Genomic DNA, 16632 nt, shown 5'->3' with positions numbered 1-16632 from the left:
CATTCGTAATTCCTATTATACAATTGTTCTAACAACTTAGCAGTAAAAATAAATAGAAATTACATGTTTTTTACCCTTTTTGGGTCAAACGACCGATTTGCAAACGAATTTTATCTTTCTTTGTTCGGCCTTCTGTCATTATTATTTTCACACGACCACTACCTCGTACTGATAAAATATCACCTTCTTGACATTCAAAAGCAACACTATCTCGCTCAGTCCAGTTTACACGCACTTTTTTTCCGCTAATAAGAGCTTGCGCTTTTTGACGAGACACTTTTAATACCGTTGCAATAATGACATCCAAACGCATAGAAGTAACGGTATGAGATTCTTCCTGCCAGTCATCTTCATTTTCAATAAGCGCTTGTGACTCTTTAATAGATTCTACATGCACTTTAACCTTCCCAATCCCTGTTAAATGAAGGCGTACATAATCTGCGACCTCTTCAGCGACTACAAACTGCACTTGCTGCTCATTCACCCGAATATCTCCGAATTTAGCTCTGTCTAAGCCTAATGATAATAGGGCACCGAGCACATCTGGGTGGCGCAATTGGACAAATCTTGCAGGATAGTGAATTGTAAATACTGTAAGCTGATAATCGTCCTCTTGCGGTTCGAAATACGTTGGGAAAATAAGCATACGTTGACGTTCTGCCTCATGAAACAAGCCATCGCTTGTCGTTTGAAGCATATTATTTTGCGCAATGATAGACATCACGATAAAACGCTGCCTTGGATCTAAAAAATCTGTAAGTTTCGGAGCATAGCGGTCTTCCACCTCGCGTTGCCAACTTACTACCTGCTCAATAAAAGGCTGCTCGTCCTTCCTAAAATGTTGTATTAAATGCTCCATCTATCGTTCACCCCATCTACCTCATCCATTTGAAACTACTAGTTTATGTATGTCTAGTATTCCCTTTTTACACAAAAAATCCCCACTAATTGTGAGGATTCTGACTAAAACATAAAGAATATTTTTTGAATCACAATAAAAAGCCCATTTTTAATAAAATTCAACATGAATATTGCCACAATCGGAGAAATATCAATCATGCCAATAGGAGGAATGATTTTTCTGAAAAGCCCTAAGTATGGATCACACATTCTTTCAAGAAAACGGCCAATTGCTGAACTTTGAGCAGCTGGTACCCAAGACATTAAAACATATGCTACTAGCATAAATGAGTACACAGTAAATGCTAAATCCAAATAATGCAAAATTATATAAAAAGTCATATAAACTACAATCCTCGCTATTAATTATCGTCTAAAATAAAATTTGAAATTTCGCCAGACACTTCTACATTATCTGGTGTGCATAAGAATATATCTTTGCCTATACGTTGAATGTCTCCACCTAGCGCATAGACTGTACCGCTTAAAAAATCGATAATTCGTATACCTTGCTCTCTTTCAATACGTTGCAGATTAACAATTGTTGCTCTTTTGTTTTTTAAGTTTTCTGCGATATCCTGAGCCTCTGCATAAACTCTCGGTTCTACCAATACAACCTTTGCACCTTTTGTATTCATAGCTGCTTGTAAACTAACAATATTATTATTAGCATTTGTACTTTGCGGTACAATTTCATGAATTTGTGCCTTACGTTCTTTGATAACCTTTTTAGATGGTTTAGCTGCATGAATCGGTTGTTGTTGCACGGGTTGTTGCTGAATAGGAGCTTGCGTGATTTCTTCTTCTAGGTCTTCTTCAAGATAAAAGAAGTTTTTAATTTTATTTTTCATGCTCATCCTGTTCCCCTCTTTCATTTCCAACAAGAGCCGTTCCGACTCGAACGAATGTAGCTCCTTCCTCTACCGCTATTTCAAAGTCATTAGACATGCCCATTGATAACTCGGTACAAGGTGCGTGTGCGAATCCTCGTTCGGCTATTTGCTGTTGACATTGTTTTAATTGCTTAAAAACAGAGCGAATAATTGTTTCGTCCTCTGTATTTGGTGCCATTGTCATTAAACCTACAACTTGAATTTTCGTGAAGTCTTGTAAAGATTCAATAAAAGTTACTGCGTCTTTTGCTGTTAAACCATGTTTTGATTCTTCACCTGACACATTAACTTGTACAAAACATTTTACCGTTTTTGTTGCTCTTTTTTCAATTTCTTCAGCTAAGCTTAGACGATCTAAGGAATGTAAGTAATCAATTTCGTTAATAACTTGTTTTACTTTTCGAGTTTGTAATGATCCAATATAATGCCAGTGTACATTTGCTTGAATGGCTTCAATTTTTTGTTTTAAGCCTTCAGGACGATTTTCACCTAAATGTATAAGCCCTGCATCAATTGCTTCTTGTGTTCTCTCAACGGAAACCTCTTTCGTAACAGCAATAATTTGAACATTAGTTGCCTCACGATTTGAACGATGTTGTGCTGCTTGTATTTGATTATTAATTTTGTCTAAATTTGTTAAGATTTTCGTCACTGTTTTTCCCAACTTTACAACTTAGTTTCCTTTATTGTAACAAGCAACTGTTCATTTATCAATGAATAGCCTGACCTATAAAAATGCTGATACATTTACGCTGCTCACGCGGAATGAGGGGCTACAGTCTTACTGTTCGAAAAATATGAGCGAGCAGCACAAATGCTATGATTCTACGATAATGCCTTTACTAGAATGACATCCTTTCCGACTACAAGAACATCTTTCATATACACTTTTCTTATTGATTCTTCTCCTCTAAAAAACCCTAGATATTTTCGTGGCTCTGCAATCATAAATGCCGTTACATAGCCCGTTTCTTTTGATACTTCTGCATCTACAACAAAGCCTAAAAAACGTCCATTCCCTGCTTCTATTACTTCTTTTTGCTGTAACATCGAGAAACGCATCTGTATCCCTCCTACTAAATCAATTACCATTGTGTTTTATGTTGAGCTAAAACAATTACAATGCTTATTGATTAATTGCTGTATAGCTCATAAAAATCTATGACCGCTATCTTCATGTTCGCACTAACGCAATGAAGATAAAATGCGCACCGAAGTTTCGGGTGCGCATTGTCTACTTACTTATAATCTTTCTGCATTGTTTCAATGGCATTTTTTTCTAGACGTGAAATTTGCGCTTGGGAAATCCCTAATTCTTTTGCAATTTCAGTTTGTGTCTCACCATAATAAAAACGCTTCGCTACAATCATCTGCTGACGTACATCTAACTTTTGTAAGCTTTCCTTCACTGACACGTAGGCAACCCATTGATCTTCTGATACATCATCATCACGTAATTGGTCCATCATATAAACAGCGTCTCCACCGTCTGCATAAATGGGTTCTTGTAATGAAACTGGGTCTTGAATGGCATCTAAAGCAAATAATACATCTTCCTTTTTCATGTCAATCATTTCTGCGATTTCTTCAATCGTTGGTTCTCGCAAATTATCGGTTATCCATTGCTCTTTTGCCTGCATCGCCTTATACGCAATATCTCTAAGAGAACGAGAAACACGTAGTGCATGATGATCACGCAGATGGCGACGAATTTCACCAATGATCATTGGTACAGCATATGTTGAAAATCGTACATTATGCTTCAAATCGAAATGATCAATGGCTTTCATGAGGCCAATACAGCCTACCTGAAATAAATCATCTGCCTGTTCACCCCTGTAGGCAAATCGTCCGACAATACTTAGCACTAACCTTAAATTACACATTACAAGCTCTTCCCGAATCTCTGTTTCTCCTGCTTGTAATCGAATGAAGAGTTCCTTCATTTCTTCGTGCTTTAAAATTGGCAAAGTCGATGTATCTAAGCCGCAAAGATCTACTTTTGTTCGCATATTCGATTCCTCCGGATGTTATTCTCTGACTAAACCGTTACATCAGTTTGTCCGACAGAATCGAGAATATGCAGAAAAAATGTGACCAATTTTAGGTAGGATAAATTTCCCTATCTAAGATATTGGCTGATTCAAATTTTCTCGTAAATCTTGTATAATTTTCTTTTCTAACCTTGAAATATATGATTGCGAAATTCCTAAATGATCTGCTACTTCTTTTTGCGTCATTTCAATTTTACCGTTTAATCCGAAACGACATTCCATAATGTATCGTTCACGTGCACCTAATAAATTAATGGCATGGAACATATGCTGACGTTCGATTTTCTTTTCAACATTATCTAGAATAATATGTTCCTCTGTCCCTAAAATATCAGACAATAGTAACTCATTTCCATCTGCATCAGAATTTAGTGGTTCATCTAGTGAAACTTCACCCTTCATGCGACTTGTTTTACGTAAATGCATCAAAATTTCATTTTCAATACAACGTGATGCATACGTTGCAAGTTTAATATTTTTATCGGTATTGAACGTTTCAATCGCCTTTATTAAGCCAATTGAACCAATACTAATTAAATCTTCAATCGGCGTACCCGTATTATCAAAACGTCTAGCAATATAAACAACAAGACGTAAATTACGTTCAATAAGTGTATCTCTAGCTCGTAAATCTCCGTTCATAAAGGATGCAATGACTGTGACTTCTTCTTCTCGACTTAGTGGCACTGGCAATGAATCATTTCCCCCTATATAGTACGTTTCACGACTCCGAAACTTACCCCATAATTTTTTCAAGCTAGCAAGTAGCCTAAGAAGCAATAGTTCTCCCCCTCTATGAGTTATTTGAAAGCGCTGAAAAATGTAAAATTGCTGCTGTGCTATGCGGAAAATTTTTAGCTTTTTTTGTTAAAACGATATATTCATTTGTTTTTACTTGTGATGACTCTCCTTTAATATGCAATTCATCAAAGCGAAAGCCTAAGACAACAGTTTGTTGTTGCACAGTATTGACATGAATAAATCGAATAAGACGCTGATAATCTACTGAAAACATTGATACATCGTAAGGATCTGTTTCTTGCCATTGCGATAGTGCATCTCGAATTGTTGCTGGTAAATAAGGTCGTAGCGCTGAATACGAAACGAAATGAACAGGTTTCCCCGACAGTGGCTCAATACATTGATTTCCTGTATCAACAAATGCCGAAAGTGGGATAACTTCATCAAAAACCTTTAAGGTCGTTTGAAATACAAACTGTCCACTTACACGCTCCAGCTTTACAAATCCCCATTGCTTATAAAATATAAGGAGATTACCAAATGCCAGCAATAAGCAAAGTACAATAAAGTGAATGACAGAAAGATTCTTTAAATACGGTTGTAATGCTGTTAACAGTCCGCCAATAACAATCGTTGCGGTCAGTACAATAGGACCTTGCTTTTGAAAGCTTCGAAGTTTAAAGCGAAAAGCTAGACCAATTAGTACAATAAAGCTTAGCACAATCGTAAGCAGCATTTGACCACCGATTACAGCTATTAAACTACTAATAATTGAACTCATTAATAATCTCGTATTCTTTACATAAACGCCTGTAACTTTTGCTGTAAACGTCAATATTGCTAGATTATAAAGCGTATTAATGAGCACCAGCCATTCTCCATACATAACAGCCGCCTCCTACTTACAAAGTTAGCACGCCAGCGCCACAAATATTGTCAAACAATCGCATGATTTCCTTAAAATGTTTTGACAAAAAACTTCGTTTCCTTACACAAAAAGTGCCTGACACGCAAACAATTCAGAATTGTTTGCGTGTCAGGCACCTAAAAAAACTCGTATTTTACATATGTAAAATACGAGTTTTTATTATCCGCGATTTTTACGGTTACGTAAAAATGCAGGTACTTCTAACATGTCATCTTGTCCATAATTTTGCTGACTTTGGCGCTGTGGTTGTTCTTGCTGAACATGTACCTCTTGACGCTGCTCACGAATAGGTGCTTGTTGTTGAGGAGCAGCTTGTCGATTATTATTAATGCTGTTAATGCCTGGACGCGTATTTCCTCGGTGTTGTTGTAACGACTCTTCTGTGAAACCAGTCGCAATAACAGTTACAATGATCTCATCTTTTAAATTTTCGTTAATAACCGAACCGAAAATCATGTTAACTTCTTCATCCGAAGCCGATGCAACGATATCTGCCGCTTCTTGTACTTCAAATAAACTTAGGTTAGAGCCACCTGTAATGTTCATCAAGACACCTTTAGCACCATCAATTGATGATTCAAGTAATGGGCTTGAAATTGCTTTTTTAGCAGCTTCTGCTGCACGATTTTCGCCTGTCGCAATACCGATACCCATTAATGCAGAACCTTTGTTAGACATAATTGTTTTTACGTCAGCAAAGTCTAGGTTAATCAGACCTGGTGTTGCGATTAAATCCGAAATACCTTGTACACCTTGACGTAAAACGTTATCCGCTTCACGGAAAGCTTCTAGCATCGGAGTCGATTTGTCGACAATTTGTAATAGCTTGTCGTTCGGAATGACGATTAATGTATCGACAGCTTCTTTCATGCCACCAATACCACCAATTGCCTGTGTTTGTCGCTTTCGCCCTTCAAAAGTAAAAGGTCGTGTTACAACACCAACTGTTAGTGAGCCTAAATCACGTGCAATTTGGGCGATAACTGGTGCAGCACCAGTACCTGTGCCTCCACCCATTCCAGCTGTTACGAATACCATATCCGCACCGCGTAATACTTCTTCTAATTGTTCACGACTTTCTTCAGCCGCTTTTTTCCCTACTTCTGGATTAGCTCCTGCTCCTAAACCACGCGTAAGTTTTGTACCGATTTGTAGCTTAATTTCTGCTTTCGATAAATTCAAAGCCTGTGAATCTGTGTTTACTGCGATAAAATCAACACCTTGTACACCATGCTCTATCATTCGGTTAACAGCGTTGTTACCGCCACCACCCACACCAATGACTTTTATAACTGCAAGTTGATCAACACTTGTATCAAATTCTAACATTCTTTTTTCCTCCCACGGTAACTCGACTCTGTATCATTCATTACGCATTCAAGTTAATCAAAAAATTTATCAAATAATTTTTTTGCTCTACCGATTACGCTTCCTTTTGATTCTGAAGGTGTAGCATATTCTTGCTTTTTAGATGCTGGTGCTTGAGCACCGACAACCGCATACTCAATAGGCTGCGTATTCGTACCTTTTCCATAAAAATCATCTTCTAGATAGGCGTAACGAATCAGTCCAACTGCCGTCGTAAATGAAGGCTCTCTAACGCCAATATAATCTGGAGTATATATTCTAACACGCGTTTGCAGTATCTGGCGTGCTAATTGAGCTATACCATCTAGCTTTGCAACACCACCTGTTAAAACAACACCACCTGGCAAATCTCGAACGCCTAGACGTGCTAACTCATCAATTACTAGTTCAAATAATTCTTCTAATCTAGCACCAATAATTTCTGAAATAAAGCGTTGGCTGTACTGATCCCTTGAATCTGTACCTACAACTGGCACTTCAAAAAGTTCCTCGTCTGAAGCATCATCGTAAAAGGCATGTCCAAATTGGTGTTTAATTTGCTCCGCTTGATCTGTCGGTGTTTTTAAAACAATTGAAATGTCTTTTGTAATATGATCCCCACCTACTGGAATGACACCAGTATGTGTAAGTAGCCCCTCTTCAAATACCGCAATAGTTGTTGAGCCGCCACCTAATTCAATAAAGGCTGTACCTTGGTTTTTTTCATCTTCCGTTAATGCAAAATAACCAGCCGCCAGTGGTTGTAAATAAATCTCTCTAATGCTTAATCCCGCTTTCTCTACGCAACGTAGTACATTGTGTAACAACGTTTTAGAGGTCGTAATCATTGTCGCATCCATTTCGAGACGAATACCAATCATACCGCGTGGGTCTTTAATTTCGTCTAAATTATCTACTATAAACTGTCTTGGAATGATGTTGACTAATTCACGTTCAGGAGGTATTGACATGACTTGTGCAGATTCTACCACTCTGTCTAAATCATCATCTGTAATTTCTCTATTTTCACTATTTACAGCGACAACACCTTTAACTAGTTGTAACATCGTCTGATTAGCTGGAACGCCTAAAACGACTTCATCGATTTGATAACCTGTCATTCGTTCTGCTTGTTCTACTGCTTTTCGAATAGATTGAACTGTTGCATCAATATCAACAATTGCACCTTTTCGAACCCCATTCGATTTTACATTACCGACCCCAATTACATGTAATTGTCCGTCGCTCATTTCACCTATTAATACTTTGATAGAGGAAGATCCTATATCGAGTGATATATATAATTCTTGATGATTCAAATTCGCTGCACCTCCTTGAAAATGCTCTTAATTTCATTCTATTGTAAATCTTGCCTAATGTCTAAGCAAATCGAGTATTTTGGTCAATTTTTCTCTCATTCTATGGAAGTTTTTTTCTTATTGTGACGTTTTTCATCTAACCGAGTTAGTAAAATACGCCTAATTATTGCTATATTTTGGAACAAGCGTACTCCAAAGGCGAAAATGGCAGCTAAATACAAGTCCACCCCTAAATTCACACCTATGAACGCCAATCCCGCCGCAAGAACTATATTAAAAAAGAAACCTGATACAAATACTTTATCGTCATATACTTGTTGTAATTGAGCTCGAATACCTCCAAATAACGTATCTAATGCAGCCAGCACTGCTATTGACAAATAATTTTCATAGATAGAGGGAATTTGGATATTTGTTAACAAGCCAAGCGCTAGTCCAAATACCAAACCTAAAAATGGTAGCCACATATATTAATCTCCTTTTTTGACCTCTGTTAAATAATCATTCGTCAATGGTTGATCGAATGCCGGTATGGTTAACTGTGCAGTAGGCTCCTCTATCACTAATTTAAAATTATCTAAATAAAATGAATCGATAAATGTTGAAGCTTGAATAGAATTATACATTTTTTGTGCTGCTTTATATGTGCTTGTCCCAACATAGATTTCGAAAGGTGGTGATGAAAGTGCTACACTATTCACCGTCGTTTTCCCATTTATGTCTCTGATGGCTGATGTATGAACAATACGATTCCCATCAATGGCAACACTAGCAGCATCATATTTAAATAATTCATTCAGTAATTGGGTAAGTAAATCCGGAGAGATCTCTTTCATTTCATACCCCATTGCAACTAATTCCGGAGCTGGCTCTACTCGGAGTACTACCCCTGGACCTGTAGTATCCGTTAAGCCTGCCTGTTGTTTTAATTGATTGACTGTGTCATTTAAAACAGCTTGTAAATTAGCTTTTTCAGATTGCTCATAGCGACCCATTACCTCATTAAGTGAGCGAATATCTGCTAATAATGTGGAATGCCTTTGCTTTTCTTCTGCTAATTCCTCTCGTATGGCCCAAATATCTCGTGTATCTCGCTCAGCTGGTTTTTGAATGGTATTGTATTGTACCGCTATCATCAAACCGATAATAAATAGCACGATCGTTATTCGGGTGTACATATTTTTTTTCAAAATAGCCCCTCCTAGACGTATCGCAAACAATTACTCCTTGATATCGTTAAATTTAGATGTTGAATTGTTATATGAACAATTTTTATCTAGGACATCCGTGGGAGGCTTTACCTAATTTTTACCCCATGTTTATTCATGGAATAATAGTCGTTAACTTTCTACTTTTACATTTGGCATTGTTAACTTTTGATTTTCTTCTAATGACACTACAATATTGTCATTTAACAACTGATCTACTACACCACCACTTAAGTTCAGTGAAGCACGAAGTGTTGTAGAATCCCCTATCGCCTCAATTACAAAGGGGGCAGGGTGTTGCTTGCCGTCAATTGTAATAACAGGTCCATTACATCTTATATAAGAATTAGCCAAGACCCGTTGCCCATTAATGGCAATTGCCTGTGCTCCAGAAATTTTTAATTCATTCAATAATTTAAACACATGGCTTTCGTGGACGATATAATCATTAGGGTTTACAGATTTAGGATCGTAATCGCCATCTTGAAGCGTTATACGTATACCCTTTCCTTCCGAACTTAAATCACCTAATAGTAAACGTAAGTCTTCTGCTTCTTGAACTAATTGTTTAGAATCCTTTTCATTCGAAGCGAATTCTTTTTCATAGTTCCGAATCTTTTCTTGTAACTTGTTCGCTTCTTCTGTGAGTTCTTTATTGCGCTCCTGCTGTTCAATCAACTCCTCACGATACGTATCTTCTTGTTCAAATAGCTCAGATTTAATCGAGCTTGTTTGCCGATTGTCCTTTGCTTGGTTGTAAGAATAGCCGATGATAAACCCAGTAGTTATACAAACGATGAGGAGCTCAAATTGTTTCCTCGTAAAGAAATTCCCTTTGCTATTCTGTTTCTTGTTGTTCATCTTCATTCACTTCCTGGTTGGCGGCATTTTCATCAGGGTTGTCCGCTTTTTCATCAGGGTTGTCTGTCATATCAATGCTGACTTTATTGTACTCATCATTAAAGGGACGGTAATATGAGCCAACCTCGATGTCAATAACACCCTTTTCTAAATTTGCTATTTGCGCAACAATTGAAGGATAATAATTTAGCTTGTCAGCTAATGTTGGAATAACTGCACGTACTTCATAGCCATCATTCATATAAAGTTTGACCGCATTAGGATTAGCCTCATTACTGTTAGTATTGACTTGGGAGATTAAAGCTAATACTTCTGGTTTTAAACGTGCTAATTGCTCTACAAGCTTGTTAATTGTTTTTTCCCCTGTAATGCCAATAAAAACAGGTGCATCAATAGGGATATTGTCGCCCGCTTGTTCAAACTTCTTACCGTTCTCTAACAATGGGTAGTAAGTTCCGTCACCAGCTAAGTACGCAACTTTTTTCCATTCCTTAATATCAATCGTTACGCCCCGCAGCCATTTGCGCTGGACATGTGCCTCTTGTACCCATTTGTCCTTTAGCAATGCCTGCTCTACATCTTTCACCGTAAAACCCCACATCGACTTTCCTGGTGCAAGTGTACTAGCCTCTAAATAATATTGTTCGTCAGCTAGTTGGGCACCATTAACCGTAATGCTTTTAATATCACTGTAAGGAGATTGAAAATAAAGGAGTACAGCTAGCACTAAAAAGAAAAGTAATATTAGGACAATGAATTTACGATTTGTACGCTTTTTTCGTCGCTGCTTAAGCGTAGGGATGCGATCTTCTATATCAATTACTTTCTCCATAAAAAGTACTCCTCCTTTATATTTATTTCGCTAATTGATAAATAATACCTATTATCAACCACATTGTTACTAAAGATGTTCCACCATAGCTTATAAATGGTAATGTGACACCGGTTACAGGAACCAAACCGATAACTACAGCTATATTTAAAAACGCCTGTACAGTTAACATTGTCACAAGACCAATAATCGCATAATAGGATGTTCGTGTTTTAGCCTGTACTGCAAATTTATAACCAGCGTATATTGTCAGTATAAATAGTGCTAAAATAACGAGCCCACCCACCAAACCAATTTCTTCTAAAATAATCGCGTAAATAAAATCATTTTGCGGTTCAGGTAAATATAGGAATTTTTGTCTACTTTGTCCAAATCCATGTCCGAAAATCCCGGCTGGGCCAATTGCCATTAAAGATTGAACCGCTTGGAATCCACTTACCAATGGATCTGCCCAAGGGTCAAGAAACGCTTCAATACGTTTAAGTCGATATGGTGCTGTGGCAATCAAGCCTACTAATCCAGCAACTCCTGCTACCATTATCATCGCGTAAAGCTTTAACGGATACCCTGCCACAAATAACAATAAAAAAACAGATACTACAAGTATAAATACAGATCCAAAATCAGGCTGAAGCATAATTAACACAACGGGTAACACCACGATAACAGCATGTCGCCAATTAACGATTGGCGTACCAGTTTTGTGCTGCGCTAATATATGACTGATATACACTAGCACTGTAATTTTCGTTATCTCAGCAGGTTGTATCGTTAATGGTCCTACACCAATCCAGCTTTGAGACCCATTTCGTTCAAGTCCAATACCTGGTATCAGTACAAGGACTAGTAAAACCAACGAAAATATATAAGCCATCTTCCAAAAGGATTGCTCTTTTAATATGTTTAATCGAATGGTAATTAAAAACACTACAATGCCTACCACAAAATACAAACTTTGTTTCATATAAAACGGCATTTTTCCACTATAATGAACGGCACTCCAATAGGTGCCTGCAGAATAGACGAAAATAATGCCGATTATTGATAGCATCAAAGTTGTGACGAGCAATAAATAGCTTTCTTTCCCTCTCAGTAATGCCATCCTTCCACATCAAGTATATTCTAAAATAGTTACAGGCTCATTACAGCTTCATTACAGCATCAATAAAAACGTCACCACGAATTTCAAAGCTGTCATATTGATCCCAACTTGCACAAGCTGGTGATAGTAGAATAATATCTCCTTCTGCAGACATCGGCGCGGCATAATGAACAGCATCCTCTACATTTTGAGCAATAACCGTTTGCGATACACCACAAGACTTAGCAAATTCTACAAAACGTAAGCCCGTTTCACCGAACGCCACAACGCCTTTCACATGACCCATACAAGGTCTTAACTCTTCAAAAGAATGCCCGCGGTCTAAACCACCCGCAAGCAAAATAATTGGTGCTTGGAATGCATCTAATGCACTTTTTGTTGCTAAGCAATTGGTTGCTTTAGAGTCATTGTAAATTTTTCGACCATTCCACTCACGGACAAATTGTGTACGGTGACGGACGCCTCCAAATTCAGCTAATACCTCTTCCATTTTAGCTTTGTCACAGCCAATCAATATACAAGCTGCTACAGCGGCTAGAATATTTTCTAGATTATGTTTACCAGGCAGAGCAATATTCGCTCGGTCCATAAACGGCTCACCTTGCCAATAAATTGTCGTATCATCAGCGCTAATTCCTTGTTCAGTACGTCCTTTAGAAGAAAAAGGTACTTTTTTTGCATTTGATTTTGCAGCATAGCCAACAACAATTGGTTGATCCGCATTGTAAATGAAATAATCATTTTCATCCTGATTGCGTGTTACACCAAACTTTGCCTCAGCATAGTTATCAAACGTACCATGATAATCAAGATGAGCATCATAAAGATTTGTTAAAATAGAAATTTTTGGTTTAAATGTTTTGATACCCATAAGCTGGAACGATGAAAGCTCCGTAACGATGACGTTATCCTCTTGTGCTTCTCTTGCTACACCGCATGCAACTGTGCCGATATTCCCTGCAATTAACGGTTTTTTCGCACCGTTTTCCAACATCTCAAAAATTAATGTCGTCGTTGTCGTTTTACCATTAGAACCTGTAATACCAATAAATGGTGCATCACTAATTAAATAAGCTAGCTCTATTTCTGTCCATACAGGTATATCACGACTAATTGCATCTGCTACAATTTTATTGCTATACGGGATACCAGGGTTTTTTACAACGAGCTCAAATCCTTCGTCAAGTAAATCCTCTGGATGACGACCACAAATAACTGTGATGCCTTTTTGCAGTAGACCTTGCGCATCTGGGCTTTCATCAAACGGCTTTGAATCATTGACTGTTACAAAGGCGCCAAGCTCATGTAAAATCTCCGCTGCTGCCACACCACTTTTAGCTAGGCCTAAAACAAGGACTTTTTTATGTTGTAAATCTGTATATTCTCTCATAAGAACGCCTCCGATAAGACTGCAATCAATGCTACTGCTAAAGCAGTTGACCAAAATACAAGTACAACTTTCCATTCTGACCAACCTGATAATTCAAAATGATGGTGGATAGGACTCATTTTAAATATTCGTTTTTTACGAATTTTAAAGCTACCCACCTGTAAAATAACAGATAGTGTTTCAATAACAAACACTAATCCAACTAATAAAAGTAAAAACTCTTCTTTCACTAGTACCGATACCATAGCTAGTGCTCCACCTAGAGCAAGTGAGCCAGTATCTCCCATAAATACTTTTGCAGGGTTTGCATTGAATAGTAAAAATCCTAATAATGCTCCTGTTACCGCAAATGTAAATAACGCGATATCTGCTTGGCTTTGGAATAGTGCAATAACACCAAATGCCGCAAATGCAATCGATGCTGTACCTGCCACAAGACCGTCAAGACCATCTGTTAGGTTGACAGCATTAGAAAACCCAACTAACCAGAAAATCATAAAGGCTACATAAAACACACCAAAATCAATTGTCCAGTCTGTAAATGGAATGGCTAATGATGTATCAAAAGAACTAACGTGCAATAGGAAGTATGCAAGAATCGCAATAACGATTTGCCCTATTAACTTTTGAATCGATGTTAACCCTAAATTACGTTTGAAAATGACCTTTAAGCCATCATCTAAAAAGCCAATTAATCCGAAACCTGCTAGTACAAGTAAAAGGACCACAGTTTGTGTTGTTAATAAATCTAAAAAGCTGCCAATTGCTACCGTTGTAATGATGATGGCCATTAAAAAGATAATGCCTCCCATTGTCGGTGTGCCTGCTTTTTTCATGTGTGATTTCGGTCCTTCTTCTCGAATACTTTGCCCAAACTTCAATCGACGAAGAAGTGGAATACTAATTGGTGCCAAGATAACTGTTACTATAAAAGCAATAGCTAAAATGGTAAGCGTTGTTGCGAGTTTCATTGAAAAATCTCCTTTAAATCTTGTTTCACTTTCTTCTTCACGAAAAAAGCACAAACTCTCATATATTTATTACTACCCTTCATAATAATAGTGGTTCTTTCCCTTTTTTTAAAGGTAAAGTTACGTTAGTTCACTAAATATAAATGAATGGTGCCATCTTGTTTGATAACACTATCCACTTCAGGTAATTGACTACCAATTTTAGTACCTTCTCCATGCCATTCAATGCGGAATGGATAATGTTGCTTGGCAATATCATCCTTCGTTTGCCCTATGAAACTTGGTACTTTCACCGTAAGTGGGTCACCCCAACGATAATCTTTTTCAAGCTGTTCTTTCGATTTTTCAATGCCAACAAATGGTGCTGCATCTTCAATAATTTGGCCAACAATCGGAGCTGCTACAACACCACCAAATTGTGTTGTTTTCTTTGGATTATCCACTGCTACATACACGACGATTTGTGGATTGTCAGCAGGTGCAAATCCTATAAAAGATACGATATATTCGCCATCTTTATACCGTCCATTTTCAACTTTTTGTGCTGTACCTGTTTTGCCTCCAATACGTAGACCATCTCGATATGCTTGTCGACCTGAACCTTTCGCAACAACCGACTCTAATGCCTCACGTACTTTTGCAGACGTTTCCTCACGAATTACTTGCCTTTTAATAACTGGTTCTGTTTCATTGATGGTTTCGCCAGTATCTGGATTAAAAATCTTTTTCACAACATATGGCGTATAGAGCTTGCCCCCATTGACGGCAGCAGCTACTGCTTGCACTTGTTGGATCGGTGTAACTGCAACACCTTGACCAAATGAGGTTGTCGCTTGCTCTACAGGACCAAATGCTTCTTTAGAAAATAATATCCCTGAAGCTTCACCAGCAATATTGGATCCTGTTTTTTCTCCAAAACCAAAGTCTTTAATATATTGTAATAACTTTTCACCGCCCAAGCGTTGACCTAATTCAATAAAGCCTGGGTTACAAGAATTTTGTACTACTTCTAAAAACGTTTCATGTCCATGACCTTCACGCTTCCAACAGCGCAATCTAGCACCTGCAACCATTGTAAAACCTTGATCGTAAAAAGTATCATTTTCTAAATCTACCAAGTTCTCTTCTAAAGCGGCACTGAGCGTAATAATTTTAAAAGTTGAACCTGGCTCATATGTCATCCAAACCGGTAAATTTCGATTATAAATAACTGGCTCGACTAATTGATATTCGGCTGGATGAAAGGTTGGATATGAGGCTAAAGCTAGTATTTCTCCGGTATTTGGATTCATAGCAATCGCCATTGCTTGGTCAGCTTCATAGCGTTCCATTGCCTGCGATAGCTCTCGCTCAACGACTTGCTGTACATCTACATCAATTGTTAGCTCTATCGTTGCGCCATCTTCTCCAGCTTTCCATGCACTAGCGACATTCGGTAAGTTATTACCTTTCGCATCTGTAAAAAGCCTTATAGCAGAAGAATTAGCTTGTAACAGCTTGTCGTATTCATATTCTATTCCCGCTAGCCCTTGCGCATCATACCCTGTAAAACCTAAAAAGCGAGATAGTAGCGTACCATAAGGATATTCCCTTGAGTAATCTACACCACTATATAGTCCTTCAATTTGCATTCCTTGCAACTCAACAGCCTTCTCATAAGAAATATTTTTCGCTTCAGGTGCTAGCTTTACTAAGTACGCTTTTTTTTGCATTTTTTCTAACAGTTTTTGTTCATCTACTTCAAGCACCTGTGCAATTTTCGCTGCCGCTCCTGGAATATCTTTGCTTTGTGACGGCATGAAATATAATGTAGGAGCTAGCTTGTTCGTCACAATACTGTTACCATCTCGGTCCGTAATATGCCCGCGTTCATTTGCAAATGGAATTTCACGATCCCAGTTCTCTTCTGCTTTTTGCGTCAATTCTTTCTGATCAAACACTTGCAAAACAAATAACCGAATGACAATTGCAACTGCTACACACATAAACAAAACATATAAAATACGTAAACGCTTTTTGGAATGGATAGAAATCCACTTCATTCGACATCACACCTTGTTTTTTACAACGTATGAAATAAAGTGGA

At 37.8% G+C, this 16632-nt stretch carries 18 protein-coding genes; all 18 read right to left on the bottom strand.

All coding sequences use genetic code 11. The features are described from left to right. Positions 1-70: 70 nt before the first annotated feature. The 18 genes from ACIQXW_RS00395 to ACIQXW_RS00310 all read right to left on the bottom strand — a co-directional run bounded on the left by ACIQXW_RS00395 (position 71) and on the right by ACIQXW_RS00310 (position 16588). Positions 71-859 carry a YlmH family RNA-binding protein gene (locus tag ACIQXW_RS00395; protein ID WP_340825976.1) on the bottom strand — a complete coding sequence of 263 codons (789 nt, stop codon included), beginning with the start codon at positions 857-859 and terminating at the stop codon, positions 71-73. A gap of 104 nt (positions 860-963) precedes the next feature. Further along, the gene (locus tag ACIQXW_RS00390; RefSeq protein ID WP_340825977.1) at positions 964-1242 is read right to left on the bottom strand and encodes a YggT family protein; all 279 of its coding nucleotides are present in this window, start codon (positions 1240-1242) and stop codon (positions 964-966) included. Positions 1243-1262: 20 nt separating this feature from the next. Further along, positions 1263-1757: a cell division protein SepF gene (locus ACIQXW_RS00385; protein ID WP_340825978.1), complete on the bottom strand. Its 495-nt coding sequence runs from the start codon at positions 1755-1757 to the stop codon at positions 1263-1265. Further along, positions 1741-2445 carry a YggS family pyridoxal phosphate-dependent enzyme gene (locus ACIQXW_RS00380; protein WP_402759340.1) on the bottom strand — a complete coding sequence of 235 codons (705 nt, stop codon included), beginning with the start codon at positions 2443-2445 and terminating at the stop codon, positions 1741-1743. Before ACIQXW_RS00380 ends, ACIQXW_RS00385 begins: the two co-directional genes overlap by 17 nt. 173 nt (positions 2446-2618) lie before the next feature. Then, complete coding sequence (locus ACIQXW_RS00375) at positions 2619-2855, bottom strand: YlmC/YmxH family sporulation protein (RefSeq protein ID WP_173477847.1); 237 nt, start codon at positions 2853-2855, stop codon at positions 2619-2621. A 176-nt stretch (positions 2856-3031) separates the two neighbouring features. Continuing rightward, positions 3032-3805: an RNA polymerase sporulation sigma factor SigG gene (gene sigG, locus ACIQXW_RS00370; RefSeq protein WP_024362132.1), complete on the bottom strand. Its 774-nt coding sequence runs from the start codon at positions 3803-3805 to the stop codon at positions 3032-3034. A gap of 114 nt (positions 3806-3919) precedes the next feature. Beyond that, positions 3920-4627 (bottom strand): RNA polymerase sporulation sigma factor SigE, encoded by a 708-nt coding sequence (sigE, locus tag ACIQXW_RS00365; RefSeq protein WP_024362133.1) that lies wholly within the window; start codon positions 4625-4627, stop codon positions 3920-3922. A 13-nt stretch (positions 4628-4640) separates the two neighbouring features. Further along, entirely contained in the window at positions 4641-5474 is an 834-nt protein-coding gene (locus ACIQXW_RS00360; protein ID WP_402759337.1) for a sigma-E processing peptidase SpoIIGA, read from the bottom strand. 201 nt (positions 5475-5675) lie between these two features. Further along, positions 5676-6845, bottom strand: coding sequence for a cell division protein FtsZ (gene ftsZ / locus ACIQXW_RS00355; RefSeq protein WP_340825983.1), 1170 nt, complete (start codon positions 6843-6845; stop codon positions 5676-5678). 53 nt (positions 6846-6898) lie between these two features. Further along, positions 6899-8182, bottom strand: a complete 1284-nt coding sequence (gene ftsA / locus ACIQXW_RS00350; protein ID WP_173477851.1) for a cell division protein FtsA — start codon at positions 8180-8182, stop codon at positions 6899-6901. Between the two features lie 95 nt (positions 8183-8277). Then, positions 8278-8649 carry a small basic family protein gene (locus tag ACIQXW_RS00345; RefSeq protein WP_173477852.1) on the bottom strand — a complete coding sequence of 124 codons (372 nt, stop codon included), beginning with the start codon at positions 8647-8649 and terminating at the stop codon, positions 8278-8280. A 3-nt stretch (positions 8650-8652) separates the two neighbouring features. After that, positions 8653-9372 carry a DUF881 domain-containing protein gene (locus ACIQXW_RS00340; protein ID WP_340825984.1) on the bottom strand — a complete coding sequence of 240 codons (720 nt, stop codon included), beginning with the start codon at positions 9370-9372 and terminating at the stop codon, positions 8653-8655. 150 nt (positions 9373-9522) lie between these two features. Beyond that, positions 9523-10251 carry a DUF881 domain-containing protein gene (locus tag ACIQXW_RS00335; protein WP_340825985.1) on the bottom strand — a complete coding sequence of 243 codons (729 nt, stop codon included), beginning with the start codon at positions 10249-10251 and terminating at the stop codon, positions 9523-9525. Further along, positions 10229-11083 (bottom strand): cell division protein FtsQ/DivIB, encoded by an 855-nt coding sequence (locus tag ACIQXW_RS00330; RefSeq protein WP_340825986.1) that lies wholly within the window; start codon positions 11081-11083, stop codon positions 10229-10231. The genes ACIQXW_RS00335 and ACIQXW_RS00330 overlap by 23 nt, the downstream gene beginning before the upstream one ends. Before the next feature lie 22 nt (positions 11084-11105). After that, the gene (gene ftsW, locus ACIQXW_RS00325; RefSeq protein WP_340825988.1) at positions 11106-12185 is read right to left on the bottom strand and encodes a putative lipid II flippase FtsW; all 1080 of its coding nucleotides are present in this window, start codon (positions 12183-12185) and stop codon (positions 11106-11108) included. Between the two features lie 40 nt (positions 12186-12225). Then, positions 12226-13575 (bottom strand): UDP-N-acetylmuramoyl-L-alanine--D-glutamate ligase, encoded by a 1350-nt coding sequence (gene murD, locus ACIQXW_RS00320; RefSeq protein ID WP_402759333.1) that lies wholly within the window; start codon positions 13573-13575, stop codon positions 12226-12228. Beyond that, on the bottom strand, positions 13572-14546 hold the full coding sequence (mraY, locus tag ACIQXW_RS00315; protein ID WP_340825991.1) for a phospho-N-acetylmuramoyl-pentapeptide-transferase: 975 nt from the start codon (positions 14544-14546) through the stop codon (positions 13572-13574). Before mraY ends, murD begins: the two co-directional genes overlap by 4 nt. A gap of 125 nt (positions 14547-14671) precedes the next feature. After that, positions 14672-16588 carry a stage V sporulation protein D gene (locus ACIQXW_RS00310; RefSeq protein WP_340825992.1) on the bottom strand — a complete coding sequence of 639 codons (1917 nt, stop codon included), beginning with the start codon at positions 16586-16588 and terminating at the stop codon, positions 14672-14674. Between the last annotated feature and the right edge of the window lie 44 nt (positions 16589-16632).

The organism is Lysinibacillus sp. NPDC097162 (assembly GCF_044762185.1).
Lineage (GTDB): Bacteria > Bacillota > Bacilli > Bacillales_A > Planococcaceae > Lysinibacillus.
The sequence above is the reverse complement of the archived record's forward strand: the minus strand, read 5'-3'. Positions and strand labels throughout refer to the sequence as shown.